This is a genomic window from Arthrobacter sp. SD76, from assembly GCF_049726125.1.
GTDB classification, from domain to species: domain Bacteria; phylum Actinomycetota; class Actinomycetes; order Actinomycetales; family Micrococcaceae; genus Arthrobacter; species Arthrobacter nitrophenolicus.
This window is the reverse complement of sequence record NZ_JBNBLR010000001.1, coordinates 2622386-2644168: the sequence shown is the minus strand read 5'-3', so window position 1 is coordinate 2644168 and position 21783 is coordinate 2622386. Positions and strand designations below refer to the sequence as shown.

Annotated in this window: 16 protein-coding genes and 6 pseudogenes; 12 read left to right on the top strand and 10 right to left on the bottom strand. The window is 67.8% G+C overall.

The genetic code is table 11. The features are described from left to right. Window positions 1-80: 80 nt before the first annotated feature. The 3 genes and pseudogenes from frr to ACPEE0_RS12900 all read left to right on the top strand — a co-directional run bounded on the left by frr (window position 81) and on the right by ACPEE0_RS12900 (window position 2220). Window positions 81-638, top strand: coding sequence for a ribosome recycling factor (frr, locus tag ACPEE0_RS12910; RefSeq protein WP_009357884.1), 558 nt, complete (start codon window positions 81-83; stop codon window positions 636-638). Further along, window positions 638-1560, top strand: a pseudogene (locus ACPEE0_RS12905) (phosphatidate cytidylyltransferase). Before frr ends, ACPEE0_RS12905 begins: the two are co-directional and overlap by 1 nt. A gap of 75 nt (window positions 1561-1635) precedes the next feature. Beyond that, window positions 1636-2220 carry a DivIVA domain-containing protein gene (locus ACPEE0_RS12900; protein ID WP_035752651.1) on the top strand — a complete coding sequence of 195 codons (585 nt, stop codon included), beginning with the start codon at window positions 1636-1638 and terminating at the stop codon, window positions 2218-2220. 19 nt (window positions 2221-2239) lie between these two features. On the opposite strand, the gene ACPEE0_RS12895 is transcribed toward ACPEE0_RS12900, so the two are convergent. From ACPEE0_RS12895 to ACPEE0_RS12875, 5 genes and pseudogenes are all read right to left on the bottom strand, one after another. Continuing rightward, window positions 2240-2929: a hypothetical protein gene (locus tag ACPEE0_RS12895; protein ID WP_035752671.1), complete on the bottom strand. Its 690-nt coding sequence runs from the start codon at window positions 2927-2929 to the stop codon at window positions 2240-2242. Between the two features lie 18 nt (window positions 2930-2947). Beyond that, on the bottom strand, window positions 2948-4414 hold the full coding sequence (locus ACPEE0_RS12890) for a cation acetate symporter (protein WP_424574594.1): 1467 nt from the start codon (window positions 4412-4414) through the stop codon (window positions 2948-2950). 42 nt (window positions 4415-4456) lie between these two features. Then, the gene (locus ACPEE0_RS12885) at window positions 4457-4807 is read right to left on the bottom strand and encodes a hypothetical protein (protein WP_009357879.1); all 351 of its coding nucleotides are present in this window, start codon (window positions 4805-4807) and stop codon (window positions 4457-4459) included. After that, window positions 4804-5520 (bottom strand): LytR/AlgR family response regulator transcription factor, encoded by a 717-nt coding sequence (locus ACPEE0_RS12880; RefSeq protein ID WP_009357878.1) that lies wholly within the window; start codon window positions 5518-5520, stop codon window positions 4804-4806. The genes ACPEE0_RS12885 and ACPEE0_RS12880 overlap by 4 nt, the downstream gene beginning before the upstream one ends. A gap of 35 nt (window positions 5521-5555) precedes the next feature. Then, window positions 5556-6737, bottom strand: a pseudogene (locus ACPEE0_RS12875) (sensor histidine kinase). A gap of 182 nt (window positions 6738-6919) precedes the next feature. Between ACPEE0_RS12875 and ACPEE0_RS12870 the strand changes: the two are divergent. Next, a complete protein-coding gene (locus ACPEE0_RS12870) occupies window positions 6920-7300 on the top strand; it encodes a DUF485 domain-containing protein (RefSeq protein WP_009357877.1) in 381 nt (126 codons plus the stop codon). After that, a pseudogene (locus tag ACPEE0_RS12865) lies at window positions 7297-8912 on the top strand (solute symporter family protein). The gene ACPEE0_RS12870 and the pseudogene ACPEE0_RS12865 overlap by 4 nt, the downstream one beginning before the upstream one ends. 83 nt (window positions 8913-8995) lie before the next feature. Here the strand turns inward: ACPEE0_RS12865 and ACPEE0_RS12860 are convergent. The 4 genes from ACPEE0_RS12860 to ACPEE0_RS12845 all read right to left on the bottom strand — a co-directional run bounded on the left by ACPEE0_RS12860 (window position 8996) and on the right by ACPEE0_RS12845 (window position 11401). Then, window positions 8996-9616, bottom strand: coding sequence for a hypothetical protein (locus ACPEE0_RS12860; RefSeq protein WP_009357876.1), 621 nt, complete (start codon window positions 9614-9616; stop codon window positions 8996-8998). Window positions 9617-9621: 5 nt separating this feature from the next. Beyond that, complete coding sequence (locus tag ACPEE0_RS12855; RefSeq protein WP_009357875.1) at window positions 9622-10026, bottom strand: DUF4383 domain-containing protein; 405 nt, start codon at window positions 10024-10026, stop codon at window positions 9622-9624. A 142-nt stretch (window positions 10027-10168) separates the two neighbouring features. Then, window positions 10169-10723, bottom strand: coding sequence for a hypothetical protein (locus ACPEE0_RS12850; RefSeq protein ID WP_152419561.1), 555 nt, complete (start codon window positions 10721-10723; stop codon window positions 10169-10171). 204 nt (window positions 10724-10927) lie between these two features. Next, a complete protein-coding gene (locus tag ACPEE0_RS12845; RefSeq protein WP_035752667.1) occupies window positions 10928-11401 on the bottom strand; it encodes an Lrp/AsnC family transcriptional regulator in 474 nt (157 codons plus the stop codon). A 226-nt stretch (window positions 11402-11627) separates the two neighbouring features. On the opposite strand from ACPEE0_RS12845, the gene pdhA reads away from it, so the two are divergent. From pdhA to ACPEE0_RS12830, 3 genes are read left to right on the top strand one after another with little or no spacing between them, the layout of a single operon-like run. Continuing rightward, on the top strand, window positions 11628-12764 hold the full coding sequence (gene pdhA, locus ACPEE0_RS12840) for a pyruvate dehydrogenase (acetyl-transferring) E1 component subunit alpha (RefSeq protein WP_424575277.1): 1137 nt from the start codon (window positions 11628-11630) through the stop codon (window positions 12762-12764). Next, a complete protein-coding gene (locus tag ACPEE0_RS12835) occupies window positions 12764-13774 on the top strand; it encodes an alpha-ketoacid dehydrogenase subunit beta (RefSeq protein WP_424574593.1) in 1011 nt (336 codons plus the stop codon). Before pdhA ends, ACPEE0_RS12835 begins: the two co-directional genes overlap by 1 nt. An 8-nt stretch (window positions 13775-13782) precedes the next feature. Further along, entirely contained in the window at window positions 13783-15216 is a 1434-nt protein-coding gene (locus tag ACPEE0_RS12830; RefSeq protein ID WP_424574592.1) for a dihydrolipoamide acetyltransferase family protein, read from the top strand. Window positions 15217-15248: 32 nt separating this feature from the next. Here the strand turns inward: ACPEE0_RS12830 and ACPEE0_RS12825 are convergent, their stop codons facing one another. Further along, window positions 15249-15908, bottom strand: a complete 660-nt coding sequence (locus tag ACPEE0_RS12825) for a TetR/AcrR family transcriptional regulator (RefSeq protein ID WP_009357869.1) — start codon at window positions 15906-15908, stop codon at window positions 15249-15251. Window positions 15909-16053: 145 nt separating this feature from the next. Between ACPEE0_RS12825 and ACPEE0_RS12820 the strand changes: the two are divergent. The 4 genes and pseudogenes from ACPEE0_RS12820 to ACPEE0_RS12805 all read left to right on the top strand — a co-directional run bounded on the left by ACPEE0_RS12820 (window position 16054) and on the right by ACPEE0_RS12805 (window position 21782). After that, window positions 16054-17660, top strand: a pseudogene (locus ACPEE0_RS12820) (carboxyl transferase domain-containing protein). 8 nt (window positions 17661-17668) lie between these two features. Continuing rightward, window positions 17669-19799 (top strand): annotated as a pseudogene (locus ACPEE0_RS12815) (acetyl/propionyl/methylcrotonyl-CoA carboxylase subunit alpha). Between the two features lie 3 nt (window positions 19800-19802). Next, window positions 19803-20966, top strand: a complete 1164-nt coding sequence (locus ACPEE0_RS12810) for an acyl-CoA dehydrogenase family protein (RefSeq protein WP_009357867.1) — start codon at window positions 19803-19805, stop codon at window positions 20964-20966. Window positions 20967-21013: 47 nt separating this feature from the next. After that, window positions 21014-21782, top strand: a pseudogene (locus ACPEE0_RS12805) (CoA transferase subunit A). The last annotated feature ends 1 nt before the right edge of the window (window position 21783 follow it).

Sequence of the window (21783 nt, the reverse complement as noted above, 5' to 3'; positions counted from 1 at the left end):
GGCGGGGACGGAAACAGCAACCGAGAACCACGTGCACGGAGCCGGCGCCCCGGACTGCACCACAACCGTCAGGAGAGACCGTGATAGAAGAAACCTTGCTCGAAGCCGAAGAGAAGATGGACAAGGCTGTAGAAGTGGCCAAGGAAGACTTCGCCGCTGTCCGCACCGGCCGGGCCAACCCGGGCCTCTACAACAAGGTCCTGGTGGACTACTACGGTTCCCCCACGCCGCTGCAGCAGCTGGCTTCGTTCGCCATCCCGGATGCACGGACCATCCTGATCACCCCGTTCGACAAGACCGCGATGCGCGATATCGAACGCGCGCTCAGCGATTCGGAGGTCGGCGCCAACCCGTCCAACGACGGCAACGTCATCCGGATCACCATTCCGGAACTGACCAAGGAACGCCGCAAGGAATACGTCAAGATCGTCAAGACCAAGGGCGAAGACGCAAAGATCTCCATCCGCAACATCCGCCGCAAGGCCAAGGAAACCCTGGACCGGCTGGTCAAGGACGGCGAGGCCGGCGAGGACGAAGGCACCCGCGCCGAGAAGGAACTGGACAGCATCACCAAGGCCCACGTGGATGGCATCGACGAGCTGCTGAAGCGCAAGGAAGCAGAGCTGCTCGAAGTCTGATGGGCCAGGCAGATCAGGCCCCCGCACCACGGGCACGCACACGGGGGAAGCAGCCCAGGAGCAATCCGACGCCGAAGGCCGGCCGCAACCTGCCGGCCGCCGTCGTGGTGGGCCTTGCCATGCTCTTTGCGGTGCTGGGCGGACTGCTGTTCCTCCCGCTCGCCTTCGTTGCCGTCACCACGGCCTTCGCCGTCTTCGGCGTCTGGGAAATCTACCGGGCGCTTGAAGCCAACGGAACAAGGATGCCCATCGTCCCGGTGATGACCGGCACGGTGGCCATGCCGTTCGTGGCCTACTTCGGCGGCATCGAAAGCCTGCTGTTCGGCATGCTGCTCAGTTCCGTGGCCGTGCTCCTGTGGCGGTCCATCGAAAGCGCCGCAGGCTCGGCCAACAGTATTTTCGCCGGCGTCTTCACCCTGGGCTGGGTCCCGTTCTTCATCAGCTTTGCCGCGCTGCCGCTGCACGCCACCGGCGGGGCCTCCCCGCTGGGGCTCTGGCCGGGGGGACCATTCCCGAAGGCGCCTGGCAGATTGCGGTGATGCTCCTGCTGGTCGTGTCCAACGACACCTTCGGCTACCTCGTGGGCGCATCCCTGGGAAAGCATCCCATGGCGCCCAAGATCAGCCCGAAGAAGTCCTGGGAGGGGTTCGCCGGCTCCGTGGGCGGCGCCATGCTCATCGGCATCCTGGCCTGCCTGTTCATCCTCGACAAGCCCTGGTGGGTGGGGGTGGTGCTGGCAGTCGGTACCGTGGCCGCATCCACCGCCGGCGACCTCGCCGAATCCATGGTCAAGCGCGAACTGGGCGTCAAGGACATGAGCAGCATCCTGCCCGGCCATGGTGGAGTCATGGACAGGCTCGACTCCATCGTGTTTGCATCGCCGGTGGTCTTTGTCCTCTACGGACTGGTCGCCGGAGCCTGACACACACCCCGGCCGGACCGGCACCCCTAAACTGGTGCAGCGGCGCTCCGGCCGAAGAGCATTGAAGGAATCACAGTGGCATTGGACATTCATCGGCAGATCCCCGGGTCCTTTGAGCGCGTGCAGCGCGGCGAGTACGGATACAACGCCCGGCAGGTGGACCAGTTCCTGCAGCGCGCGCGGGTATCCCTGGAAACCCCCGAAGCCGCAACCCATCCGGTCAACAGCGCCGACGTCCGCGCCGTCTCCTTTGACCCGGTCAAGGGCGGCTACTCGGCCGCCGTGGTGGATGCTGCCCTGGACCGGCTCGAGGACGCCTTCGCCCGGCGGGAACGGGACGAACTGATTGCAGCCCAGGGCGAGGAAGCCTGGCTGCGGGAGATCGGGAACCTCTCCGGAATCCTCCGCGGGCGGCTGCACCGGCCCGACGGCGAGCGTTTCCGGCGCCCCGCCAAAAAGAAGGCGCGCAGCTACAACACTGCAGACGTGGACCGCCTTTGCCGGGAACTCGTGGCGTACCTGGAGCAGGACAAGCCGCTGAGCGTGGACAGTGTCCGCCGCGCGGTATTCCGGCCCGCCGTCGGCCGCGAAGGCTACGAGGAAGCCCAGGTGGATGCGTTCCTGGACCGCGTTGTGGAACTGATGGCCGCCATCGACTGACCGGCCGGGCCACCAGGGCTCAGCTTTCGCCCGGCGGGGTGGGGGACAGCGGCGCGAACCTGCGCCAGATTCCGGCGTAGCTGCGGTAGCCGTAGACGGACCAGGCAGCCACGAACGCGACGCCACACACTGCTCCCACGATGATCGCCGCGGTCATCCCCGCCCCGAACAACGTAAGCAGCAGGCCGGACAGGATGGCGATCAGGGCCGCGTTGGCGGTGGTCATGAAGATCATGCTGCTCCCGGCCACGTGGCTGAGCGCACTGCGGTTTCCGAAGAAGAAGTACGTGCGCGCCGAGCCTGCCTCGTCGTCGTGGTGTGCCGCCAGGAGGTACGGCGCCACGCCGGGGTCGAGGTCAACGTAGGCAGCCCGCAGCCTGTTCATCGCGGTCACGTACATGAGGTCTTCGTTGCCGACGTTCATCACCCGCACCTGGGTGAGCAGGCCCATCGCCACGTCAATGAAGAGGACAACCACGGCCAGCAGGACGAACGCCTCCGAAAACCTGGTGGCCTGGCCCACGAGGGCCACACTGACGATGCTGGCCGAGGTAAAGGTGAGGAACATGCTGATCCGGGTCAGCACCTCGCTCTGGGTGGTGCTGCGGGATGCCAGCAGCCCCCAGTGCTCAGTGGCGAGCAGTTGCGCCCGCACAGCCGGAGGCACCGGCTCCTGCCGGCCTAACGGACTTCCGCCGTCGGTGGACATGGCGTCATTGTCCACCCATCAGCGTTCCGTGGCCAGCGGCCGCTCCGGGGTGTGGAGGCGGGTCATGACCCGTGCCATGGTCTGCGGCACCCGCCCGGCCGTGGCGAGTGAAACCACCACCATCACGGCGAAGGCTGCGGGAACGCTCCACGCCGCCGGCTGCGCCAGCCATCCCGGGGTATTCCCGGCCCCTGCCACCGCGCTGGTGATCATGGCCCCGCCGCACAGGAGCCCGCCGGTCACCATCCCGGCGATGGCACCGGCGTCGGTCAGGCCCCGCCACCAGATCCCCAGGAGCAGGACGGGACACACGGTGGAGGCGGTAAAGGCGAAGACCAGGCCGACGCTGCCGGCGAGGGTGAAGGAATCGGTCAGAAAGGCAAATCCCAGCGGCACGACGGCGGACACCACCGCCGCGAGCCGGAATCCGTTGACGCCGGCGCCCAGGACGTCCTGGCTGATGACGCCGGCGAGGGAGACCACCAGGCCCGATGTGGTGGACAGGAACGCGGCGAACGCGCCTGCCACCACCAGCGCCGAGAGCAGCTCGCCGGCCGTCCCGCCCACCAGTTTCCCCGGGAGCAGGAGCACCACTGCGTCGGCCTGGCCGGAACGTGCCAGGTCCGGGGCGAACATCCGCGCCACCAGGCCGCAGGCGGTGGGAAACAGGTAGAAGACGGACAGCAGCCCCAGGACGATCAGGGTGGTCCGCCGTGCGGACTGCCCGTCCGGGTTGGTGTAGAACCGGACCAGCACGTGCGGCAGCCCCAGCGTGCCGAACAGCAGCGCCACCATCAGGGACACACCCTGGTAGAGCCCGGCGGGAGGCGCACCGGTGGGATTCACAGCCGGCGGCGACAGTTCGGGGGTGCCGCTGCCGGCCAGCATGAACACGATGAACAGCACGGGCACCGCCAGGGCTGTCAGCTTCAGCCAGTACTGGAAAGCCTGGACGAAGGTGATGGACCGCATTCCGCCCGCCACCACGGTGAGGCAGACGACCACCACCACGGCCACGGAGCCAACCCACGACGGCAGGCCGGTGGTGATCCGGATGGTCAGGGCGGCGCCCTGCAGCTGCGGGACGATGTACAGCCAGCCCACAAGCACCACCACCAGGCTGGTGACCTTCCGGACGGCCCGGGAGTCCAGCCTGGCCTCGGTGAAATCGGGGATCGTATACGCGCCGGAGCGCCGCAGCGGCGCCGCGACGAACAGCAGCAGCATCAGGTACCCCGCCGTGTATCCCACCGGAAACCACAACGCGTCGGTGCCGGACAGCAGGATGAGGCCGGCCACACCAAGGAAACTCGCTGCGGACAGGTATTCGCCGCCGATGGCCGAGGCGTTCCACCAAGGGCGCACCGTCCGCGACGCCACATCGAAGTCCCCCGTGGTGCGGGAAATCCGCAGGCCGTAGAAGCCGATCACAGCTGTGGCCACGGAAACCACGGCCAGTGCGGTGATTGCCACGCCGGGGTTCACTGCCGCGTCACCTGTCCCCGCCCGCCGGCACGATGACCGCGCTCACTGGTCACCGGCCAGGTCCCGGTAGCGGGCCTCGTTGCGGGCGGCCGTCCGGATGTACAGCCACGCACTGAGCCCGATCACCGGGTAGATGCCGGCCCCCAGCAGGAGCCAGGCGAACGGGATGCCCGCGATGCGGGCTTCGGCCAGGCCCGGAACTGTTGCCAGGAGCAGCGGAAATGCGGCAAGGATCAGCAGGAAGCCGAAGGCCACCACCAGCGCCAGCCGCAGCTGCGACCTGATCAGGGACCGGACGAAGACCTGGCCAACGTCCGATTCCAGGGCGGCTTCGCGGCTCTCCTGGGTGGCCCGGGCGGCGGTGGCGGGAGCTGTCACGCGGACCCTGGTCATGCGCTGGGCCTGATCCGGGTGGCCTCCAGCTTTTCCCGCACCAGGGGCAGGTGGCGCCTGCTGATGGGAAGGCTGGCACCTGCCACCATGACGCAGGGACCGTCGGCCGCGAGCTTCATGGAGGCGACGTGCTTGAGCGATACCAGGTAGGAACGGTGCGTGCGGATGAAACCGGCTTCCGCCCACTGCTGCTCAAGATCGGCCAGCGGAACCCGGATGAGGTAGCTGGCGTCGGCTGTGTGGAGCCGGGCGTAGTCTCCCTGCGCCTGCACGTACGTGACGTCGTCGCGCCTGATCATTTTGGTGGATCCGCCCTGGTCCACGGTGATCATCTCCGGCGAGCCGCCGCCGTCGCGCAGCTCTGCGATCCGGCCCACCGAACGGGCCAGGCGCTCCGCCCGGATGGGCTTGAGGAGATAGTCGACTGCGGCGAGTTCGAAGGCCGCGAGGGCATGTTCCTCGTCAGCGGTGACAAACACCACCGCCGGCGGGTTGCTGCTCCTGGAAATGGCGCGGGCGATGTCCAGCCCGGAGACCGCCGGCATGTGGATGTCCAGGAAGACGGCGTCCACTGACCCGGTGGACAGGGCCCGGAGGGCTTCGGTCCCGGATGTCGCGCGGAGGATTTTGCCGATCCGGCCGTCCCTGCCCAGCAGGAACGCGAGTTCTTCCAAGGCGGGCAGCTCATCATCAACGACGAGGACGTTAATCATCTTCCTAGGGTAGCTTTCCGGCGGCGGGCGCCGGATCAGGCATCATGGCCGGGCTGGGACTTGGGCACCCGCATGGTGATCAGGGTGCCTTCGCCGGGGGCTGTTTCGATGACCAGGCCGTGGTCGTTGCCGTAGACCTGGCGCAGCCGGGCGTCGACGTTCCGCAGCCCCACGTGTTCGCCGTCGGTGTGCCCGGCGAGCATTGACTGGAGCTGCGCGGGGTCCATGCCCACGCCGTCGTCCTCGATGGTCACCTCGGCGAACGCTCCGGCGTCTTCCGCGGTGATGCTGATGTGCCCCGGCCCCTCCTTGGCTTCCAGGCCGTGCCGCACGGCATTCTCCACCAGGGGCTGCAGGCTCAGGAAGGGGATCACCGTGCTCAGCACCTCGGGCGCCACCCGCAGGCTGACCTGCACCCGCTCGCCGAACCGGGCCCGCTCCAGCAGCAGGTAGCGGTCGATGCAGCGCAGTTCCTCGGCGAGCGTGGTGAAGTCCCCGTGCCGGCGGAACGAATAGCGCGTGAAGTCCGCGAACTCGACCACCAGTTCCCGCGCGCGCTGGGGGTCTGTGTTGATGAAGGAGGCGATGGCGTTGAGGGAGTTGTAGATGAAGTGCGGGCTGATCTGGGCCCGCAGGGCGCGCACCTCGGCTTCCATCAGCAGCGTCCGGGACGCGTCCAGCTCCGCCAGCTCCACCTGGACAGCCACCCAGTCCGCCACCTCGCCGGTGGCCCGCACCAGTCCGGCGCCGGCCGACGGCGCGAACGCCGCGACGGCGCCCACCACGCGGGAGTCTGCCCGTACGGGCGCGATCACGGCCGCAAGGCTGCCGCCGGTACCTTCCGCACCGGCCGGAAGCACGGCGGTCCGGCCGCCCGCCAGGACGGGGGCCGCAAGGTCCATCAGCCGGGGCTTCAGGTCATCGCCGGCGCCGTCCAGGCCAGGACTCCGGACGTGTCCGTGATGGCCAGTGCTTCCGAGCCCAGCAGGGTGCGCAGCTGCCGGCTGGCTTTCGCCGCGCCGGCCGGATTCAGGCCGCGCCGCAGGTGCTGGCCCGCCTGGGACGCCGCGTGCAGCGTATGGTAGGTGGCCCGTTCGGCGTCCGTGCCCAGGTCACGGAAGGACCGGAGCACTTTCGAGTCCCACGCCGACGACGACGGCAATGGCCATGGCGATGACGGCCACGGCTGCGGCGGTCAGGAGGGGGGAGTCCGGCATGGAGCCCAGCGTAGCGGCGGGTGCCGCTTGCCGCAGCATCCCGACCGCTGAGCGACCACGGCGGCGGTTCCACTGGAAACCTGCCGCGGGCACGCCGCACAGTGATTGGAGTCACACCAATGGTGTCCCTGACCAGGGCCGGCCGGCCGGTGTGTCCCGGCAAGTCTCAACGAGGAGGAATCATGGGTAACGATGCCCATACTCCGGACGCAGCGGCGTCCGTGGACTTTGAACAGGTCCAGTCGACCGGCCAGTTCCAGGAACTGCGCAGGCGTCACCGCAGCTTTGTCTTCCCCATGGCAGTGGCCTTCCTGCTGTGGTACTTCGCCTACGTCCTGCTCGCCGACTACGCCGTGGGATTCATGTCCACGAAGGTCTGGGGCAACATCAACATCGGCCTGATCCTGGGCCTGCTGCAGTTCGTCTCCACCTTCGCCATCACCGGGTGGTACGTCAGCTACTCCAACAAGCGCCTGGACCCCATTGCCTCGGAGATCCGGGACGAGATTGAAGGGCACGAATTCGACAAGCACGGCAACCGGGTGGGAGGAGCCAGCAAATGATCACCATTGCCGCGGCGGTGGACGTCGCCGCCCTCAAGGACACCACGCTGCTCAACATGGGCATCTTCGGACTCTTCGTCGCCGTCACCATGGTGATCGTGTTCCGTGCCAGCCGCAACAACAAAACCGCTGCCGACTACTACGCGGCCGGACGTTCCTTCACCGGCTCCCAGAACGGCACGGCCATCGCCGGCGACTACCTCTCCGCGGCGTCGTTCCTGGGAATCACGGGCGCCATCGCCATCAACGGATACGACGGCTTCATGTACTCCATCGGCTTCCTGGTGGCCTGGCTGGTGGCACTGCTCCTGGTGGCTGAACTGCTCCGCAACACGGGCAAGTTCACCATGGCGGACGTGCTGTCCTTCCGGCTCAAGCAGCGGCCCGTCCGGATCGCGGCCGCCATCTCCACCCTCGCCGTCTGCTTCTTCTACCTCCTCGCCCAAATGGCCGGCGCCGGCAGCCTCATTTCCCTGCTGCTGGGCATCAGCGACTGGGGCGGACAGGCCCTGGTGATCATCGTCGTCGGCGCCCTCATGATCATGTATGTGCTGATCGGCGGCATGAAAGGCACCACCTGGGTCCAGATCATCAAAGCAATCCTGCTGATCGCCGGCGCGGCCGTCATGACGCTCTGGGTCCTGGCCATCTACGGCTTCAACCTTTCCAGCCTGCTCGGCGCCGCGGTGGAAACCGCCAACAACCCGGCAGTCCTGAACCCCGGCCTGCAGTACGGCAAGACCGAAACGTCCAAGCTGGACTTCATGTCCCTGGCCTGGCCCTGGTCCTGGGCACGGCCGCCCTGCCCCACGTCCTGATGCGCTTCTACACGGTCCCGACCGCCAAGGAAGCCCGCAAGTCCGTGGTGTGGTCCATCTGGCTGATCGGCCTCTTCTACCTCTTCACCCTGGTGCTCGGCTACGGTGCAGCAGCACTGGTTGGTGCCGAGACCATCAAGAGCGCCCCGGGCGGCGTCAATTCGGCAGCACCGCTGCTGGCGTTCTTCCTGGGCGGGCCGCTGCTGCTGGGCTTCATCTCGGCTGTGGCCTTCGCAACCATCCTGGCCGTGGTGGCGGGCCTGACCATCACCGCCGCTGCATCCTTCGCCCATGACATCTACGCCAGCGTCATTGCCAAGGGCAAGGCCGACGCCGACACGGAGGTGAAGGTTGCCCGCCGGACCGTGGTGGTCATCGGCGTCCTGGCCATCCTGGGCGGCATCCTCGCCAACGGGCAGAACGTGGCCTTCCTGGTGGCCCTCGCGTTCGCCGTCGCGGCATCCGCCAACCTGCCCACCATCATCTACTCGCTGTTCTGGCGGAAGTTCACCACGCAGGGTGCCATCTGGAGCATGTACGGCGGCCTCGGCGCGGCCATCGTGCTGATCATCTTCTCCCCGGTGGTCTCCGGCGGCGCAACGTCCATGATCAAGGACGTGAACTTTGCCTTCTTCCCGCTGAGCAACCCCGGCATCGTCTCCATCCCGCTGGCCTTCTTCCTGGGCTGGCTCGGCACGGTGCTGGACAAGAAGCGCGAGGACACCGCCAAGCAGGCGGAGATGGAAGTCCGGTCCCTCACGGGAGTAGGCGCCGAGAAAGCCGTCGACCACTGACCATCCGCCCGCGGTTGCGCTGAACCCGCGGCCGCCCCGCAACGGAAAAGCCTCCGTGCCGAATCACTGGCACGGAGGCTTTTTCACCGCTGGTGGTGTCCGCCGGGCGGGGGAGTGGGTCCGTGTTCGCCGTGCGGCACTGCGAACTGGCCTGCCGTCGAGGCGGCGAGACCCGGCGTCGCGATGCCTGCCACCAGGACCGCGCCGGCGAAGGCCGCCAGCAGCAGCCGGCCGGGATGTGCGCCGGACGTCCCGGCTGCGGACGCCTGGCTCCCGTGCCGGCGCAGCCACGCCAGCGCCGCGATGATCATCAGCGTGAGCAGCAGGGCAGCCAGATGGCTCAGGTTGAGCCCCGCCGCGGCCGGTGCGCTGAAGAGCGCGGCGGCGGCATGGACAGCGGCGGCCGCCAGGAGGGTGGCCCGGGCCGCCCGGTTGTCCGGGAAGGTCCCCCGGGCCAGGTGGATTACAGCGGCCGCCAGCAGGCCGGCGCCCCAGAGCCCGGCGAGTCCGCCCGCGGCGAGCTGCCCCGGCCCTGCGGCTCCCACTGTCCCGGCGAAGAGGCTTGAGGAAATGGCCAGGTTGACGGTGCCGGCACCGAAGCCCGCGAAACCGGCGAAGAGCCGGACGGCGGCGGGTACCGGGCCCTCAGCGGCTTCCGGCGCTGCCCCCGGCTCCAGCGTCCGGGCGGGTGCGGTCCGGTTCATGATGACTAGGCCCGGGCGGTTGCCGGGGACTTGTCCAGCGAGAGGCCCACGCCCAGCAGCAGCACGGCGCTGGCAAGGTGCAGCACGTTGTCGGCGCCGTTCAGGGCGATGATGTTCAGCGGGGAGTTCAGCAGGAACAGCCCAAGCACGCCCACCAGCAGGTAGACGGCGCCGACGGTGGCGTTGACGGAACGGGCGATCGCGGTGCCCCTCAGCCCGGCGAAAAGGAGCGCCGCGCCGATGGCGAGGTGGATGACGTTGTGCAGTGGGTTGACTTCAAAAATGATGAGGTTGGCGCCCTCGGTGGCGGCGAAGCCGACGCCGGACGTGACGGCGAAGCCGAGGAGGCCCACCAGCAGGTAGACGGCTCCGAAGACGGTGGCGACGAGGCGGTTGGGTGAAGTGCGCATGGCCCGAATCCTTCCGGTAGGGCGGGGGAGGTGTTCCCCGCCGGACTGCGGGTCCCCGGCCGGGACCCTCGGAAGCGATTCGGACCACCCGGAAGTGCGGATGGGTAAAAGATCAGCAAACTTCCTAATGCGGATTCCCTGGTCAGGCTGCCGGCCTGAGCTTGATGTTGGTCATCTTCAGCTCGTCCGTGCCCTCGAACCGGTACGCCAGGTCAACGTTCCTGCCCTCGCACGTGATCAGGCCCACGATATCGGCAGACTTCACGCCGTTCTCCGTGGCCACCTGGAGGTCGTTGTACTCCGGCTCGCAGGTGTCGTCCATGTTGAGGCTGGCGATGCCGGAAATGAAGGACTCCTTGGACAGCTGCTCCTGCAGCGCGGGGTCAAGGTAGTCATCGTAGGCCTTGGAGCTGTCCCCGGCGATGACCAGCCTGGTGAAGCCGTCCGCAAGGCCTTTGGCCTGGTTCGTGGCGCTGCCCGCCACGTTGACCAGGATGACGATGCCCAGGCCCACCAGGAGCAGGACGCCGCCAATGGCCGTCAAGACGACCCACAGCCTGGGCCGCCTCCGTGCCGGCGGTTCCTCGCCGGGAAGGCCAAACGGGCCCGCCGCCGCGTACTGGCCCGGCTGCTGGGGGAGCTGCTGCTGGCCCGGGCCGGGATGGCCCGGCTGGTACGGTTCCTGGGGACTGCTCAAGGTGGAGCCTTTCCAAAAGTGGTGCTGCGATGCAGAGGTCCGGTTCCGGTCCCCGGCGGATTTCTGGGACAAGCCTATAACCCTGGCGCGCAGGCCCCCTTGCCGGCCCGCGTTCGCCGTCGTAATGCCCGCTCACTTATGGCGTACTTTCGGCAGACGCCTGCTCACTTGTGGCGCGAAGCAACCCTCCCGGCGGCAGCTGCCTTAACCGCGCGCGGACCCCCGTTCCAGCAGCGGCTGCACCCGGAACGGGATGAGCTCACCCATCGCAAGGGCAGTGTCAGCCCGCTCCACACCGTCACAGGCCAGGATCTTGCCGTTGATCCGGAAGAGGTCCTCGGCGTCCACTGCCACGACGCGCAGCAGCAGGTCTGCTGAGCCGGTGAGTCCATAGCCTTCCAGGATCTCGGGGATTTCCGCCAGCTGCCCTGCCAGCCGGGTGAGCTTCTGCTGCTGGACGTGAACGGAGATGAAGGCCATCAGCGGGTATCCCAGCGAGGCGGGATTGATACGCCGTTCGAAGGACAGGAAGACGTGTTTCTTCTCCAGCTGCGCCAGCCTCGCCTGCACGGTGTTCCGGGAGAGGCCAAGCTGCTGGGCGAGCGCCACCACCGTTTTCCGCGGGTCCTCCGCGAGGGCCGATAACAGCCGGGTGTCCGTGCCATCCAAAGCTTGCATAATGCGCAAAGCTAGCACGGTCCCGGCGCCCCGGACAGGGCATTTTGCTCAAGGATCGGTGTGGCAGTTGTACCTCCTGAGCATTGTGAGTAGGGTCACAATTATCCGGGGCAACGGCGCCCGGGAGGCCGGCAGGCCAGGAGCCATAAGTTCCAAAGCTGCTGGTCAACGACGTGAGAAGGTTGCGGGCTATCGTGTCTACAGACGAAACGGGCCAGGGCGGCGCATCCGCCCCACCAGTGCCCAGGGCACCTCCGGGCCGGCCGCCAGGCTGGTCCAGCTGATAACTCCTGCAGGGGAGCGGGTCAGCCACCCCGAGTTCGATTTCTGGGTCCGGGACATCACCGACGAGCAGCTCTGCTCCCTGTATGAGGACATGAGTGTCGTCCGGCGCATCGACCTCGAAGCCACGGCGCTGCAGCGGCAGGGCGAGCTGGGTCTGTGGCCGCCGCTGCTGGGCCAGGAGGCCGCGCAAGTCGGGTCAGCCCGGACCCTCCGCAGCGACGACTTCGTGTTTTCCAGTTACCGGGAAAACGGGGTGGCGTACTGCCGGGGCGTCGACCTGGTGGACCTGCTCCGGATGTGGCGCGGCAATGCCCCCTCCGGCTGGGACCCCTACACCGTCAACATGGCCACGCCCCAGATCATCATCGGTGCCCAGACCCTGCACGCGACCGGCTACGCCATGGGCATCCAGAACGACGGCGCCGGTTCCGTGGCCATCACCTACTTCGGCGACGGTGCCACCAGCGAAGGCGACGTCAACGAGGCCATGGTGTTCGCGGCCAGTTTCCAGGTCCCCGTGGTGTTCTTCTGCACCAACAACCATTGGGCCATCTCGGAACCTGTCAGGCTCCAGTCGCATATCCAGTTGGCGGACCGGGCTGCGGGCTTCGGAATACCCAGCCTGCGCGTGGACGGGAACGATGTCCTGGCCGTGATGGCCGCCACCCGCGTAGCGCTGGACCGGGCACGGCGCGGAGGCGGGCCCACCTTCATCGAAGCCGTCAGCTACCGGATGGGTCCACACACCACCGCGGACGATCCCACCCGTTACCGGGACCCCAACGAGCTCGAGGACTGGGCCGCCAAGGATCCCATCAGCCGGGTGGCGGCCCTCCTGGACCGCAAGGGACTGCTGACCGAAGGCCTGCAGCAACAGGTTAAGGACAAGGCTGACGCCGTTGCCCGCGAGATGCGCGACGGCTGCACCCGCATGCCGGATCCGGAGCCGCTGGACGTTTTCAAGCACGTGTACAGCACCCCCAATTCCTGGCTGGACCGGCAGCAGGACCACTACTCCCGTTACCTGGCTTCCTTCGGCGATCCCGACGCGGCCACTCTTGAAGAAGGTGCACGCTGATGACCCAGATGACCTTTGCCCGCGCCATCAACGCGGGCCTGCGGAAATCCCTTGAGAACGATCCGAAGGTGGTCCTCCTGGGTGAGGACATCGGCACGCTCGGCGGCGTGTTCCGGGTGACGGACGGGCTGCAGAAGGACTTCGGGAAGCACCGGGTGGTGGACACTCCGCTCGCAGAATCCGCCATTGTGGGCACCGCCGTCGGCCTCGCCTACCGGGGCTACCGGCCGGTGGTGGAGATCCAGTTCGACGGGTTCGTCTACCCGGCCTTCGACCAGATCGTCAGCCAGGTGGCAAAGCTGCACTACCGGACGCGCGGAGCAGTGAAGATGCCCATCACCATCCGGATCCCGTTCGGCGGCGGCATCGGCTCGCCCGAGCACCACTCGGAATCCCCGGAGGCCTACTTCACGCACACCGCCGGCCTCCGGGTGGTCTCGGTGGCCAACCCGCAGGACGCCTACACCGTCATCCAGCAGGCCATTTCCTGCGATGACCCCGTCCTCTTCTTTGAGCCCAAGCGGCGCTACCACGACAAAGCCGACGTGGACGAGTCGGCCGGTCCCGGTACGGCCCTGCCCATGGACAGGGCGCGGGTCCTCACCGAGGGCTCGGACGTCACGCTGGTTGCCTATGGTCCGCTGGTGAAGACCGCGCTGGATGCCGCCACCGCTGCCGCCGACGAGGGCATTTCCATCGAGGTGATCGACCTTCGCTCGCTGGCACCCGTGGACTACGAAACGGTCGTGGCCTCGGTCAAACACACCGGGCGGCTCGTGGTCACGCACGAAGCCGGCCAGTCGGGCGGGCTGGGCGCCGAAGTGGCCGCCAGCATCACTGAACGCTGCTTCTACCACCTCGAGGCGGCCCCGGTGCGGGTCACCGGCTTCGACATCCCGTACCCCTCCTCAAAGCTTGAGATGCACCACCTACCCGGCCTGGACCGCATCCTGGACGGCGTGGACCGCGCGCTGGGCCGCCCCAACTCCCTCAGCGGGCTGGAAGGATGAGCAGCACCATGATCAAGGAATTCCGGCTCCCGGACCTGGGTGAGGGACTCACCGAGTCAGAAATCCTCAGCTGGAAGGTGGATGTAGGCGATACCGTGAGCCTGAACCAGGTGATTGCCGAGGTGGAAACGGCCAAGGCGGTGGTGGAGCTGCCGTCGCCGTTCGCCGGCGTTATCAAGGAACTGCATGAACAGCCGGGCACCATCGTGGAGGTTGGCAAGCCCATCGTGTCCTTCGAAGTGCCGGACGACGCCGGGACGCAGCCTTCAGTGCCTGCCGACGCTTCCCCGGGCGGTGGGGAAGCGACGGCCGAGACTCCCAAGAGGCAGCCGAACCTGGTGGGGTACGGCGCCGTCGTCGAAAGCTCCGGACGTCCGGTGCGCCGCCCCCGGAACCTTCAGGCGCCGGAGAGCGCCCTGCCCACATCCGCAACGGCAGAGCCCAATGCCCCAACCGTTGAGCCCGTCGAAGCCGGCCCGGCGGACTCCATGCCCGCGGAAACCCGGCGTGCGGAAGCCGAAACCCCTGCGCCGGAGCGCGGGCACCAGGGCGAGCGGCCCCGGTCGACGCCCCCGGTGCGGAAGCTGGCAAAAGATCTCGGGGTGGACCTGGCGCAGGTGGCCGGAACCGGGCCCAACGGTCTTATCACCCGGGAGGACGTCCAGGCTTTCCTTGACGGCACATCCGCGGAGGGACCGGACACTGCCCCGGCGGCCGCGGCCACCCGGATCCAGCAGGAAGCGCGGGAGACCCGGACTCCCATCAAGGGTGTCCGGAAGTTCATGGCAGCGGCCATGGTGGACAGTGCCTTCACGGCGCCGCATGTCAGCGAGTTCCTGACGGTGGATGTCACTCCCGCCATGGAGCTGCTGGCCAAGCTCAAAGCCGGCAGTGCGTTTTCCGGGGTAAAGCTCACGCCGCTGACCCTGGCCGCCAAGGCGGTGCTCATCGCCCTGCGGCGCAACCCCGCCCTGAACGCGAGGTGGGACGAGGCCAGCCAGGAGATCGTCACCTTCAACTACGTGAACCTGGGAATCGCCGCAGCCACGCCCCGCGGCCTGACGGTGCCCAACATCAAGGACGCTGATGCGCTGTCCCTGCACCAGCTGGCGGAAGCCCTGACAGACCTTACCGAGACTGCCCGGGCCGGAAAGACCGCGCCCGGAGACCTGTCCGGCGGCACTATCTCCATCACCAACATCGGCGTTTTCGGCATTGATGCCGGCACGCCCATCCTCAATCCCGGCGAAGCGGCCATCCTGGCTATGGGGGCTGTGCGGACCATGCCCTGGGAGTACCGCGGCGAGGTGGCACTGCGGCAGGTCCTGACGCTCAGCCTGTCCTTCGACCACCGCCTGGTGGACGGCGAGCAGGGCTCCCGCTTCCTTGCCGACGTCGGCGCGATCCTGGCCGAACCCGGCATGGTCCTGACCATGGTGTAGTGCAAAGGCGGACCCCTCGTCAGGCCCCTGGGCTAGGGGGCCTGCGGAATGCGGACAAGGAGGGCGGCCAGGGCCATCCCCTCCAGCAGCGGGCGGGCTGCAGCGGTGCTAATCCTGCGGCCGTGGCTGCGCACCGAGTGCGGGGTGGAGTTGATGAGGCCGAACGTGGCGTGCGCCCGCATCCGAAGTTCCGGGATGTCGACGTCCGGGTGGACGCCGGCGAGGACCTCCACCCACACCTCCACATAGCTCCGCTGGAGGGCGCGGACCGCCGCCTGGTCCTGCTCCGACAGGTTGCTGAAATCGCGGTCCTGCACCCGGATCACGTCCGGCTTGCCCAGGGCGAAGTCCACTTGGAATGCCACCAGCCGCTGCAGCGCGGCCAGGGGATCGGGACTGGCCTCCACCACCTGGCGGCCACCGTCCAGCAGTTCCTGGCTGACCGTCAGCAGCAGGTCGGCCAGGACTGCCTGCTTGCCGGGGAAGTGGCGGTACACGGCCGGGCCGCTGACTCCCGCCGCCGCCCCCAGGTCCTCCAGCGATACCTTGTTGAACCCGTTCACCGCGAACAGCGACGCGGCGGCAGCGAGCAGGGCCTGGCGGCGGTTCTCCTTCGCCTTGCTGCGCTGGGTCGATGGGCCGCGGCCGGCTGGTCTGCGCTCGCCGGTCTGCGTGGCTTCGGTGCTGGGCACTTTTCCTCCTCAGGACCCGCAGATTCTAGCAAGCCGGCCCATGTGTTGGACATCACAGTTACGAGAGACTAACCTGAATTTCAGTTATTCGGCACTAACCGAGTTGGATGAATCCGGCTTGGTTCATCGAGGAACGGACCCGTCAATGGAGACCCTTGTCAGCAGGATCAACCCGGCCAGCGAGGCGTTCGGTGCCAACAGCCGGGCCCAGAGGGAGCTGGCCGGGAGCTTCGGAAACGGCTGGCCGAGGCAGCGCTGGGCGGGCCGGAGAAGTCCCGGCAACGCCATGCAGCCAGGGGCAAGCTGCTGCCCCGGGAGCGCATCGACCAGTTGCTGGATGACGGCAGCCCCTTCCTTGAAATCGCGCCGCTGGCGGCAAACGGCATGTACAACGACGAAGCCCCCGGGGCGGGCGTGATCGCCGGGATCGGCCTGGTACATGGCCGCCAGGTGCTGGTGATCTCCAACGACGCGACGGTCAAGGGCGGCACGTACTATCCGATGACGGTCAAGAAGCACCTGCGGGCCCAGGAGATCGCCCTCGAAAACCGGCTTCCCTGCATCTACCTTGTGGACTCCGGCGGGGCGTTCCTGCCCAAGCAGGACGAAGTTTTTCCGGACCGGGACCACTTCGGCCGCATCTTCTACAACCAGGCGCGCCTGTCTGCGGCCAAGGTCCCGCAGATCGCGGCGGTCATGGGTTCCTGCACGGCCGGCGGAGCCTACGTTCCCGCAATGAGTGACGAGACCGTCATCGTCCGCAACCAGGGCACCATCTTCCTGGGCGGCCCGCCGCTGGTGAAGGCGGCCATCGGCGAAATCGTCAGCCCGGAGGAACTCGGCGGCGGGGAGGTCCACTCCAGGATTTCCGGTGTGACGGACCACCTGGCCGAGAACGACCACCACGCCCTTCAGATCATCCGGGACATCGTGGCCACGCTGCCGCCCCCGGCCCCGCCCGCGTGGCAGGTGGAACCCGCCGTCGAACCTGTTGCCGGCGTGGAAGAGCTGTACGGCGCCGTACCCACGGACGTGAACGCCCCCTACGACGTGCACGAAGTCATCGCACGGCTGGTGGACGGCAGCACCTTCCACGAATTCAAGAAGGACTACGGCACCACGCTGGTCACCGGCTTCGCCCGTCTGCACGGACACCCCGTGGGCATCGTGGCCAACAACGGCGTGCTGTTCAGCGAGTCCTCCCTCAAGGGCGCACACTTCATCGAACTCTGCGACCAGCGCGGCATTCCGCTGCTCTTCCTTCAAAACATCTCCGGCTTCATGGTGGGCCGGGACGCGGAGCAGGGCGGCATCGCCAAGAACGGGGCCAAAATGGTCACCGCCGTGGCCACTGCCCGGGTCCCCAAGCTCACGGTGGTGATCGGCGGCTCCTTCGGCGCAGGGAACTATTCTATGTGCGGCCGCGCCTATTCACCGCGGTTCCTGTGGATGTGGCCCGCGGCCCGGATCTCCGTGATGGGCGGCAACCAGGCCGCCAGCGTGCTGGCCACCGTCAAGCGGGACCAGTACGAGGCTGCCGGGGAGGAATGGCCGGAACAGGCCGAGGAGGAGTTCAAGGCCCCCATCCGGCGGCAGTACGAGGACCAGGGCAGCCCCTACTACTCCACCGCCCGCCTGTGGGATGACGGCGTGATCGACCCCGCAGACACCCGCACTGTCCTGGGACTGGCGCTCGACGTCGTCTCCCGCACCCCGCTGCCGGACACCTCCTTCGGCCTCTTCCGGATGTGAGCACGAACATGACCGCACCCACCGACGTCTCAACACCGGCCGCACCCGTCGCCGGAACCCCACTGTTCGGCACCGTCCTGGTGGCCAACCGCGGCGAAATCGCCTGCCGGGTAATCCGGACGCTGCGCGCGCTCGGCATCCGGTCCGTCGCCGTGTACAGCGATGCCGACGCCGGCGCCCGCCACGTGCGGGAAGCCGACACTTCCGTGCGCATCGGCCCGGCCCCTGCCGCCGACAGCTACCTCAACATCGGGGCGGTGCTCGCAGCCTGCCGCGAAACAGAGGCCCAAGCGGTGCACCCCGGCTACGGCTTCCTCAGCGAGAACGCCGATTTCGCCCGGGCACTGGAAGACGCCGGGATCACCTTCATCGGTCCCGGCGTGGAGGCCCTGAACGTCATGGGGGACAAGATCCGGTCGAAGAACCACGTGGCCGGCTACGGGGTCCCCGTGGTCCCGGGCGTGGCCCGCCCCGGAATGACGGATGCCGAGCTCGCGGAGGCCGCGGCCGGCGTCGGATTTCCGCTCCTCATCAAGCCCTCCGCCGGCGGCGGCGGGAAGGGGATGCACGCAGTGGACAACGCGGAGGACCTTCCCGCGGCCCTGGCCACGGCCCGGCGAGTGGCGGCCAGCGCCTTCGGTGACGACACCCTGTTCCTGGAGCGCCTGGTGACCACCCCGCGGCACATCGAGGTGCAGGTGCTGGCGGACCACCACGGCAACGTCATCCACCTCGGCGAGCGCGAGTGTTCGCTGCAGCGGCGCCACCAGAAGGTCATAGAGGAGGCACCGTCCCCCCTGCTGGAAAACCTGCCCAACGGCGCCGCCATCCGGGCCCGGATCGGCGAGGCCGCCTGCAACGCCGCCCGCAGCGTGAACTACACCGGGGCCGGAACTGTGGAGTTCCTGCGTCTCCGACGAGCACCCGGACGAGTTCTACTTCATGGAAATGAACACCCGCCTCCAGGTGGAGCACCCGGTCACGGAGATGGTGGCAGGCCTGGACCTCGTGGAATGGCAGGTGCGGATCGCCGCTGGAGGGGAACTCACCATCCGGCAGTCCGACGTCGCGCTGACCGGCCATGCGGTGGAAGCCCGCGTGTATGCCGAGGTGCCGGAAAAGAACTTCCTGCCCTCCACCGGCAGGGTGCACCTGCTGGACGAGCTGCCCGCAGGCACGCAGGGCAGGGTCCGCGTGGATTCTTCCCTGCTGGAGGGGCTGGAACTGTCTTCGAACTACGACCCCATGATGTCCAAGGTCATTGCCTGGGGAGGGGACCGGGCCGCCGCACTCGATGCCCTGGACACGGCGCTCGCCGGCTACACCGCCCTTGGCCTGGAGACCAACGTCGAGTACCTGCGGCTGCTGGTCAACGACCCCGACGTGCGGGCGGGCCGCCTGGACACCGGCCTGATCGGGCGGAAGCTGCCCGGCCTTGCCTTCCGGCGGGTGGGTGCTGCGGAGTTGGTGGCTGCGGCGCTGCATGTCCTGGCCGGCCGGGATCATGGGATGACTGCCGCCGGGCCCTGGCAGATGCGTAACGGCTGGCGGCTGGGCAAGCCTGCACCGCGCCGCATCCACCTGGGGACCCCCGACGGCGGGATGGCCACCGTGGAGGTCACCGGCGAGGTTGCGTCCGGCCCGGTAACGGTGGCGGTGGACGGCGGCGGCGGCCGTACCGCCTCCCTGCACGTCCAGGGGCCGGGCCAGGTGGAATTGATGCTCGACGGCGCCACCCACCACTATGCGCTGGCGGAAGACGGCACGGGGCAGGTCTTCCTCGGCAGCCAGGGCTGGTCCTGCCGCCTGGACGTCCTGACCCGGGAAGCCCGGCTGGAACGGATCCTCGCCGCCGTCCAACGGGAGGAGGGGGCAGCTGACCCGGCGGTCCGTTCGCCCATGCCCGGCACGGTGGTGTCCGTCCCGGTCAATGACGGAGACGCTGTGGCAGCGGGCCAGGTGCTGGTCTCGGTGGAGGCCATGAAGATGGAACACCAGCTCGTGGCACCCCTGGCCGGAACGGTGCACCTCACCGCACAGCCCGGAGACCTGGTGAAGGCTGACCAGGTCCTCGCCACCGTCCACCCGCATGCTGCGGAACAGGACCACCACAATCCCACAACGGGCGAAGGAGCCTAACAAATGCCAGGCGTAGAACTGACCGAGGAGTACCAGGACCTCAGCGACACGGTGCGCGACTTCGCGGACAATGTGGTGGCGCCGGTCTCGGCCAAGCACGATGAAGAACACAGCTTTCCCTACGAGGTAGTGAAGCAGATGGCGGAGATGGGGCTGTTCGGGCTGCCCTTTCCCGAGGAGTACGGCGGCATGGACGGCGACTACTTTGCCCTCGCCCTGGCGCTTGAACAGCTGGGACGGGTGGACCAGTCCGTGGCCATCACGCTGGAGGCAGGGGTGTCCCTGGGCGCCATGCCTGTCTACCGCTTCGGAACCGACGAGCAGAAACAGCAGTGGCTGCCCATGCTCGCGTCGGGGCAGGCGCTCGCCGGTTTCGGCCTGACCGAGCCGGAGGCCGGCTCGGACGCGGGCGGCACCAAGACCACGGCCCGGCGGGAAGGCGGGGAATGGGTGATCAACGGCAACAAGGAGTTCATCACCAACTCCGGGACGGACATCACCCGGCTGGTGACCGTCACCGCCGTCACGGGTCGGAAGGAACGCGGCGACGGGTCCGTGCAGAAGGAAATCTCCACCATCCTGGTGCCCACCGACACGCCCGGCTTCAAGGCGGAAAAGCCCTACAACAAGGTGGGCTGGAACGCCTCGGACACGCACCCGCTCACCCTCAAGGACGTCCGCGTTCCCGAAGCGAACCTGCTCGGAGCCGAGGGCCGAGGCTATGCCAACTTCCTGTCCATCCTGGATGAAGGGCGCATCGCCATCGCAGCCCTGGCCACCGGCGCGGCGCAGGGATGCGTGGACCTGTCGGTCCGGTACGCCAAGGAACGCCGGGCGTTCGGCAGCGAGATTGGCAAGTACCAGGCCATCTCGTTCAAGATCGCGCGCATGGAAGCCAGGGCCCACACCGCCCGCCTGGCCTACTACGATGCGGCTGCCCGCATGCTTGCCGGCAAGCCGTTCAAGACGCAGGCGGCCATCGCTAAGATGGTCGCAGGCGAGGCGGCCATGGACAATGCGCGGGATGCCACCCAGGTATTCGGCGGCTATGGCTTCATCAACGAGTTCACCGTGGCACGCCACTACCGCGACTCCAAGATCCTTGAAGTGGGGGAGGGCACCACGGAGGTGCAGCTGATGCTTATCGCCCGCGAACTGGGTCTGTAGCACCCGGCGTTGCCGCATGGAACGTAGCCTGCCTGAAAGGATCGATGATGATTGACAAGGTTGTTGCAAGCGCCGACCTGGCAGTGGCGGACATTCCCGACGGCGCCTCGCTGGCTGTGGGCGGGTTCGGGCTCTGCGGAATACCGGTCACCCTGATCGACGCCCTGCATAGGGCCGGCACCTCGGACCTGGAAACCGTCAGCAACAACTGCGGCGTGGACGACTGGGGGTTGGGCATCCTGCTCCGGGACGGCCGCATCCGCCGCACCATCAGCTCCTACGTCGGCGAGAACAAGGAGTTCGCACGCCAGTACCTGGCCGGCGAGCTGGAGGTGGTCCTCACTCCGCAGGGCACCCTCGCGGAGAAGCTGCGTGCAGGCGGCGCCGGGATCCCGGCGTTCTACACCAAGGCGGGCGTGGGTACCCAGGTTCTCCGACGGCGGCCTGCCGCAGAAGTACGACGCCCACGGCGGCATCGCGGTGGCCTCCGAACCGAAGGAGGTGCGGTCCTTCGGCGGCGTGGACTACGTCCTGGAGGAATCCCTCACCCCCGACTTCGGGCTGGTCCACGCCTGGAAGGGCGACCGGCACGGCAACCTTGTCTTCCATGCCACTGCCATGAACTTCAATCCACTATGCGCCATGGCGGGCCGGATCACCATCGCCGAGGTCGAGGAACTCGTGGAGCCCGGCGAGCTTGATCCGGAGCACATCCATACGCCGGGCATCTTCGTCCAGCGGGTGGTGGTGGCGCCCGGCGGCGAGAAACGGATCGAAAAGCGGACGGTGTCCCTCACCCGGCAGTCAGGAGCATAAC